Source organism: Ensifer sp., from assembly GCF_035999185.1.
In the GTDB taxonomy this organism is placed as follows: Bacteria; Pseudomonadota; Alphaproteobacteria; order Rhizobiales; family Rhizobiaceae; genus Ensifer.
The window spans coordinates 1-7,717 of sequence record NZ_DASYHB010000106.1 but is presented as its reverse complement, the minus strand read 5'-3'; the positions used below and the strand labels follow the sequence as shown (position 1 = coordinate 7,717).

Below are 7,717 nucleotides of genomic sequence, written 5' to 3'. Positions count from 1 at the left end.
GACGAAAATCTCGATCGACTGCACGAGCCCTTCGGCGTTGAAGTAGAGCTGGGCTTCTTCCAGCGGCATGAAGATGATCGTCGAATCGTATTCCGACATGCCGATCTCGTAGATCGCCGAGACGGTATAGGCCTTGACGCGAGGATTCATGCCGAGCGGGGTGACGTCGCCGTTGGGCGAGGTCAGCGTGATGGTGCCGCCGACCGTTATGCCGAGTTGCTCGGCCATGCGCGAGCCGATCGCCACACCGGAGCCGGACGCAAACCCGACGAGATCGCCGGACTGGATGTGGTCGGAGACCGACTTCATCTTGCTGAGGTCATCGGCGCGGATGCCGCGCACCAGAGCGCCGGTCGAACTGTCACCGATGCCCTGGGCGAGTACCTGGCCCTCGACCAGGGGGATCGCCATGGTGACGCCCTTCACGCCCGAAAACTTGGTCGCCAGCTCCGCGTAATTGTTGAGCGGACCGTCGATCGGCTGGACGATCATATGACCGTTGATGCCGAGGATGCGGGAGATGAGTTCGGTGCGGAACCCGTTCATCACCGCCATGACGATGATCAGCGTCGCGACGCCGAGCATGATGCCGATGAAGGAAAAACCGGCAATCACCGAGATGAAGGCTTCCTTGCGCCTCGAGCGCAGGTAGCGCCAGGCCACCATGCGCTCGAAGGCGGAAAAGGGTCGGCTGGAGGACGTCTCAGGCTGCGTTGCAGCCTGCACCTGATCTTGCGTCACGGCGGTCATCCTGCCTTCCCTCGTCCTATCACTTCGCTGCGATCAGCTTGTTGATCGCCGCTTCGACGGTCAGCGTCTCGCGCTCGCCGGTCTTGCGATCCTTGAGCTCGACTTCGCCATTGGCGATCGACCTCGGACCGACGATCACCTGGACCGGTACGCCGATCAGATCGGCCGTCGCAAACTTCGCGCCGGCGCGGTCGTCGCGGTCGTCGAGCAGGACGTCGAATCCCGCCTTGCCGAGCTTCGAGTAGAGCGTCTCGCAGGCTCCGTCGCAAGCCGCATCGCCCGCTTTCATGTTGATGATCACCGCATCGAACGGCGCGATCGACTTCGGCCAGATGATGCCGTTGTCGTCATGCGAGGCTTCGATAATCGCCGGCACGAGGCGGGTCGGGCCGATGCCGTAGGAGCCCATGTGTACGGCGTGTTCCTTGCCATCGGGACCGAGAACCTTGGCGCCCATGGCTTCGGAATACTTGGTGCCGAAGTAGAAGATGTGGCCGACCTCGATGCCGCGGGCAGACAGGCGATCGCTCTCGGCAACCGCGTCGAAGGCCGCCTCGTCGTGCATTTCCGACGTTGCCGCATAGCGCGACGTCCACTTGTCGAAGATCGACTTCAGGCCGGCAACGTCATCGAAGTTCGTGTCTTCGCCGGGGATATCGAAGCCGAGGAAGTCCTTGTGGCAGTAGACCTCGGATTCGCCGGTGTCGGCGAGGATGATGAATTCGTGGCTGAGGTTGCCGCCGATCGGGCCGGTGTCGGCACGCATCGGAATGGCGCGAAGGCCCATGCGCGCGAAGGTGCGCAGGTACGCGGCGAACATGCGGTTATAGGCGTGCTCGGCCCCTTCCCGGTCGAGATCGAAGGAGTAGGCGTCCTTCATCAGGAACTCGCGCGAGCGCATGGTGCCGAAGCGCGGACGGATCTCGTCGCGGAACTTCAGCTGGATGTGGTACAGATTGAGCGGCAGATCGCGGTAGGACTTCACGTAGGAGCGAAACACATCCGTGATCATCTCCTCGTTCGTCGGGCCGTAAAGCATCGGCCGGTCCTGGCGATCCTTGATGCGCAGCATTTCCTTGCCATAGGCGTCGTAGCGACCGCTCTCTTGCCAGAGTTCGGCGGACTGCAGCGTCGGCATCAACAACTCGACCGCGCCAGAGCGGTTCTGCTCTTCGCGAATGACCGCATTGACCTTGTCGAGGACCCGCTTGCCGAGTGGCAACCAGGTATAGATGCCCGAGGATTGCTGCCGGATCATGCCCGTGCGGAGCATGAGGCGGTGGGAAACGATTTCCGCTTCCTTAGGGTTTTCCTTGAGGATGGGCATGAAAAAGCGGGACAGGCGCATGACGGGTTCCAGAACTAGATGAACGTCGCACTATCGGCGGATTCGGGCGAAATGACGTTGAGCTTGGGTGCCGGCTTGACCAATTCTCTGGCAAGGGCGCCCTTTGCTTCTCGGGTCGGGCTCGTTCACTCTCCCTCTCGGGCATAGCCGTCAGGAAGCTTTATGAGCCTTGCGTTCATAGCTGCTTCGCAGGCGGAAGAAAACCCTGCTCGCGGCCATACAGCCAGAGATCGCAGCCAGAGGATTTTGAGGGGAAGCGCGGCACCAAGCCTGCGTCAAAAGAGCACGCTAGTAACAGGATTGCGACAGGAATTGTCAACGGGAATATTTTGCCCGACTGTAGCAAAAATGCAAAAAAACCAGATGACAGCGCCCAATGTTTGGGCTAATTTCGGCTCACAAAACAGGCATGAAGACTAAATTCTTGCCGACTTTCGCGGTCAAGTCTTGGGAGGATAAGATCTTAGGCGCGCTTCGTCGCTGCCGCCGGCAACGGATTAAAGATCACGCGAAACTTGAAAAACAAGGCTTTCAGCCTTGTTTTTTTTTGCCTTTCGCCAGCCAACGCACTCGCGAAGCAGTTCGACAAATTTGAACTATGTCAATTTGGCGGCGGTCAATCCTAGGAATGCCCTGGTTCCGCCGGAGCACCGCGCCAAGCGCCTTCACAGCACAGCTGGCGCACCAAGATATCCACGGCAACGATGTCTATCGGATCGCGGATTGCTTCCATTCGAGCGTCCTGATGAAACTCTCAGTAGAATTTCGGGTAGAAGCGCGGAATGGAATCGATGCCATAGCCCAGTTTGACCGACACAATGTACCAGGCGAGCTGAATGACGGCTGCGATGATCGTCGTCAGCAAGACGACCCGTTTGGCGTTGAACTTGGCCGGCGCGCTCTCGACGCTTCCCGGCACGACGCTGTTTTCCTCAGCCTGCGTGCGCACTCCCAGCGGCAGAACGGCAAAGAGCGTAATCCACCAGATGATGAAGTAGATAGCAAAGGTTGAAAAAAGCGGCATTCCCAACTCCGGATGAAGGCGATCGGCAAATGGCCAACAGCGCATTTCGCCACGACTTCCGCGACATTCTGTCCGCCTTATAGCGCCGCCGGCCCCATCAGACAAACACGCACAGCGCGATCAACTGTCACACCTCTTCGAGCTCGATCAGCGTGCCCTGGAAATCCTTGGGGTGGAGGAATAGCACCGGCTTTCCGTGCGCGCCGGTCTTTGGCTCCCCATCGCCCAACACACGCGCCCCTGCAGCGCGCAGTGCGTCTCGCGCAGACAGGATGTTTTCGACCTCGTAGCAGATGTGGTGCATCCCGCCCGACGGGTTCTTGGCGAGGAATGCCGCAATCGGAGAGCCCTCTCCGAGCGGCTCCAGCAGCTCAACCTTGGTGTTGGCAAGCGTGACGAACACGACGGTCACGCCATGTTCCGGCAAGGCCTGCGGCTCGGTCAGCGAAGCGCCAAGCATCGTGCGGTAGCTTTCGGCCGCCACGGCCAGATCCGGCACGGCGATGGCGATGTGGTTCACTCTTCCAAGCATTGCGATCCTCCCGCTACGGGCGAAGTCCCGTAGCCATAGGGCTTACAGAGCCGGGCGACTGTCGCCAATCAGACTTTGGTGACAAACGCCGTCACGATCGGCTTCTTGCCCCAGATCTGGTTGGCGGTGCTGCGAACAGCACGACGGACGGCTTCCTGCAGCATCGCCAGATCCTTGCGTTTTGCGCGCGGAATGCTCTCGACGGCGCCGAGGACAGCGTCATAGAGCGTGTCCTCCATGTCCTCGCCCTCGTCGTCGAACTCCGGCAGGCCGATCGCAACGATATCGGGATCGCCGAGGAAATCGTAGCGGCTGTCGAGAACGACATTGACCGCAACATGGCCGGCGAAGGAGAGCTTGCGGCGTTCGCCGATGCCCATTTCCTCAAAATCGCCGATCAGCGATCCGTCCTTGTAGATCCGGCCGTGCTGGACCGTATCGACGACTTCGGCTGGGCCTGGCGCCAACCGCAGCATCTCGCCGTTGCGCAGACGCGGAACGCTGGCAATGCCCGATTGCCGACCCAGTTCGCCATGCGCCGTGAGGTGCGCGGCCTCGCCATGAACCGGAACGAGGATCTGAGGCCGCAGCCACTGATACATCTGCTGAAGTTCGGTCCGGCGCGGATGGCCGGATACGTGCACCAGCGCCTCGTTGTCGGTGACGATGTGAATGCCCTGTTCGACCAGGCCATTCTTGATGTCGTTGATCGCCTTCTCGTTGCCGGGGATCGTTCGCGAAGAGAACACCACCGTATCGCCAGCCGAAAACGCAACGTTGCGCATCTCGTCACGGGCGATCTTGGCAAGTGCCGCCCGCGGCTCGCCCTGGCTGCCGGTCAGGATGACCACCACCTTGTCACGCGGCACGTAGCCGAATTCGTCTTCGGCGAGGAACGGCTTGATGCCTTCCATCAGCCCGAGATCGGTCGCGACGGCAACGACCCGCTTCATCGAACTGCCGAGCAGCAGCACATCCCTGCCCGCTTCTTCCGCCGCTTCGGCGATCGAGCGGATGCGCCCGACATTCGAGGAGAACGTCGTGATCGCGACCCGCCCTTCGGCGTTGGCGATGATCTTCGTCAGACTTTCGGAGACTTCCTGCTCGGACGGCGAAACGCCGTCGCGCATCGCGTTGGTGGAATCACAGACCAGCGCCAGAACGCCCTCGTCGCCGATCTGGCGGAAGCGTGCCTCGTCTGTCAGCGGTCCGAGCGACGGGTGAAGATCGATCTTCCAGTCACCGGTATGAACGACCGTGCCGGCCGGTGTGCGAATGATGAGTGACATCGGCTCGGGGATCGAGTGGTTGACGCCGACCGCCTCGATCTCGAACGGGCCGACATTGATACGGTCACCCTGCTTGAAGATCGTCACGGGGATCTCGCCCCGGCTCTTCTCGAAATCGCGCTTGGCCTCCAGCATGCCCGCCGTAAACGGTGAGGCGTAGACCGGAACATTCAGGCCCGGCCAAAGATCATTGAGGCCGCCATAGTGGTCCTCATGGGCGTGGGTAATGATGATGCCCTTGAGATTGCGGCGCTCCTCCGCCAGGAAGCTGATATCGGCGAGCACCAGGTCCACGCCCGGAAGCTCAGGACCTGGGAAGGTCACGCCGCAGTCTACCATGATCCATTGGCGGTTGCCGGGCCGTCCGTAGCCATAAAGGCCGAGGTTCATACCGATTTCGCCGACGCCGCCGAGCGGCAAGAACACCAGTTCTTCTTCTTGCGCCATGTCGTAATGCGCCCTTGTTTCTAAGAATTATCCGAAAAAAACGTCGCCGGCGGCAATCGCCTGCATCGCGCCCGAGCCGGTATCGAGCAGCAATCGCCCGGCCTCATCAATACCGGCAAAGCGGCCTGAAAGCGACCGGTCCGGCAGATTTACCGTGATCGTCTCGCCGATGCCGCGGGCGGCCGCACGCCATTGTTCGATCGTATTTGCGATACCCGCCCCACGGTCCCAGACCGAAAGGGTTTCTGCCATTGTCAGAAACAGCCGGGCAAACAGTTCGTCCGGTGAGGCGGACGCGCCTTCCTTTTGAAGCGATGTCACGGGATAGAGCGCTTCGTCGGGCTGAACGGCGATGTTGATGCCACAACCGATAACGAGCGCCCGACGACCGTCCGGCAACGCTTCGCCTTCCAGAAGAATGCCGCAGGTCTTCTTGCCGTCGATCAGGATATCGTTCGGCCACTTGATTTCCACCGGTGCCGCACCCGGCGGCATCACCTGACGGATCGCCCTGTGTACGGCGACGGCGACCGCCAGCGGCAGCGAGTGCAGATGCTCAACCGGGGCCGGATCGATGAGGAGAAGCGAGGCGTATAGATTGCCCGGTTCCGAGAACCATGCGCGGCCACGTCGGCCACGGCCACCCGTCTGGCGGATGGCCGTTACCCAGAGATTGCCTGGGTCGCCCTGGCGCGCACGCGCCAGGCATTCGCTGTTGGTCGAGCCGACCGCATCGAGAGCGACATGCCGGAAATCGTCGAGCGAAATCCGGCCGCCGCCTTCAAGGGCGATCAAAAGAAGGTCCGTGCCGCGACTTCAGCCGCGTTTCCAAGCGGTCCGCCGATCAGGACGTATCCGAGAACGAACAGACCCGAGAGACCGAACACCAGACGCAGCTCGCCGGCCGTACGGGCAAACTCGCCCTTGGCATCGTCAAACCACATCACCTTGATGACGCGCAGGTAGTAGTAGGCGCCGACCACCGATGCGAGGACGCCGATGATGGCAAGCGCATAGAGCTGGGCTTCGATGGCCGCCATGAAAACGAAGTACTTCCCGAAGAAGCCTGCCATCGGCGGGATGCCGGCGAGCGAGAACATCAGGACGGTCAGCACCGTCGCCATGAAGGGATTGGTCTGCGAGAGGCCGGCGAGGTCGTCGACGTTCTCGACGTTTTCACCTTCCTTGCGGCGCATCGCCAGGATGCAGGCGAAAGTGCCAAGCGTCATGACCATGTAGATGAGCATGTAGAGCAGCACGCCGCGAACACCAGCCATGGAGCCTGCGGCAAGGCCGACCAGCGCATAACCCATGTGACCGATGGACGAATAGGCCATCAGGCGCTTGATGTTCTTCTGGCCGATCGCCGCGAAGGCGCCGAGCAGCATCGACGCGATCGAGATGAAGACGATGATCTGCTGCCAGTCGGCAACGACGGGCTCGAACGCGTTGATGACGATGCGCACGAGGATCGCCATGGCCGCAACTTTCGGCGCAGCCGCGAAGAAGGCGGTGACCGGGGTCGGCGCGCCCTCATAAACGTCCGGCGTCCACATGTGGAACGGCACGGCCGAGATCTTGAAGGCGAGACCGGCAAGCACGAAGACGAGACCGAAGATCAGGCCGAGCGAACGGCCCTCGGCCGTCAGTGCAGCCGCGATTTCGGTAAAGCCGGTGTGGCCGGTGAAGCCGTAGACCAGCGACATGCCATAGAGCAGCATGCCCGAAGACAGCGCGCCGAGCACGAAGTACTTGAGGCCCGCCTCGGTCGAGCGGATGCTGTCGCGGTTGATGGCGGCGACGACGTAGAGCGCCAGCGACTGCAGTTCCAGCGAGAGGTAGAGCGAGATCAGGTCGTTGGCCGAGATCATCAGGAGCATGCCGAGCGTCGCCAGCACCAGAAGCACCGGGAACTCGAAACGATCAATCTGGGCGGACCGCGCATGACCGACGGTCATGACCAGGGCCGTGATCGAGCCGATCAGCGCCAGCACCTTCATGAACTTGGCGAAGGGGTCGGACAGGAAGGCGCCGTTATAGGCCGAGCCTTCCCCGGTTTTCAGCACGAGCCAGAGACCGGCGATGATCAGCACGGCAACCGCAAGACCGGTGACCGTCGACGCCGATTTTTCACCGGCAAACACGCCGATCATCAGCAACGCCATTGCGCCGACCGCGAGGATCAGCTCGGGGATCGAGAGTTGCAGGCTTGCAAGGAGGGTTTCAGCAGTCATGTCCAATCACGTCCTGTGGTCATTGCACCGAAAGCGCAACGTTTTGCGCTGCCTGCAGGGCTGCGGAGTAGTTGTTGACGAGCAGATCCACGG

General features: G+C 61.3%; 8 protein-coding genes. 1 reads left to right on the top strand and 7 read right to left on the bottom strand.

The features are described 5' to 3' along the window. Both VGO04_RS11945 and proS read right to left on the bottom strand, forming a co-directional pair. Positions 1 to 750, bottom strand: a 750-nt coding sequence (locus VGO04_RS11945; protein ID WP_327496172.1) for an ABC transporter permease, incomplete at its 3' end; no start/stop codon positions are given. 19 nt (positions 751 to 769) lie between these two features. Beyond that, positions 770 to 2,098, bottom strand: coding sequence for a proline--tRNA ligase (gene proS / locus VGO04_RS11940; protein WP_327496171.1), 1,329 nt, complete (start codon positions 2,096 to 2,098; stop codon positions 770 to 772). 162 nt (positions 2,099 to 2,260) lie between these two features. On the opposite strand from proS, the gene VGO04_RS11935 reads away from it, so the two are divergent. Continuing rightward, on the top strand, positions 2,261 to 2,518 hold the full coding sequence (locus VGO04_RS11935) for a hypothetical protein (protein WP_327496170.1): 258 nt from the start codon (positions 2,261 to 2,263) through the stop codon (positions 2,516 to 2,518). Between the two features lie 334 nt (positions 2,519 to 2,852). Here VGO04_RS11935 and VGO04_RS11930 read toward each other — a convergent pair whose 3' ends face one another. The 5 genes from VGO04_RS11930 to nuoN all read right to left on the bottom strand — a co-directional run bounded on the left by VGO04_RS11930 (position 2,853) and on the right by nuoN (position 7,624). Then, entirely contained in the window at positions 2,853 to 3,122 is a 270-nt protein-coding gene (locus tag VGO04_RS11930; protein WP_327496169.1) for a DUF1467 family protein, read from the bottom strand. A gap of 127 nt (positions 3,123 to 3,249) precedes the next feature. Beyond that, the gene (mce, locus tag VGO04_RS11925) at positions 3,250 to 3,654 is read right to left on the bottom strand and encodes a methylmalonyl-CoA epimerase (RefSeq protein ID WP_327496168.1); all 405 of its coding nucleotides are present in this window, start codon (positions 3,652 to 3,654) and stop codon (positions 3,250 to 3,252) included. 68 nt (positions 3,655 to 3,722) lie between these two features. Continuing rightward, positions 3,723 to 5,390, bottom strand: a complete 1,668-nt coding sequence (locus VGO04_RS11920) for a ribonuclease J (RefSeq protein ID WP_327496167.1) — start codon at positions 5,388 to 5,390, stop codon at positions 3,723 to 3,725. A 27-nt stretch (positions 5,391 to 5,417) separates the two neighbouring features. Continuing rightward, positions 5,418 to 6,182 (bottom strand): biotin--[acetyl-CoA-carboxylase] ligase, encoded by a 765-nt coding sequence (locus VGO04_RS11915; RefSeq protein ID WP_327496173.1) that lies wholly within the window; start codon positions 6,180 to 6,182, stop codon positions 5,418 to 5,420. Beyond that, complete coding sequence (gene nuoN, locus VGO04_RS11910; protein ID WP_327496166.1) at positions 6,182 to 7,624, bottom strand: NADH-quinone oxidoreductase subunit NuoN; 1,443 nt, start codon at positions 7,622 to 7,624, stop codon at positions 6,182 to 6,184. Before nuoN ends, VGO04_RS11915 begins: the two co-directional genes overlap by 1 nt. Positions 7,625 to 7,717: the final 93 nt, after the last annotated feature.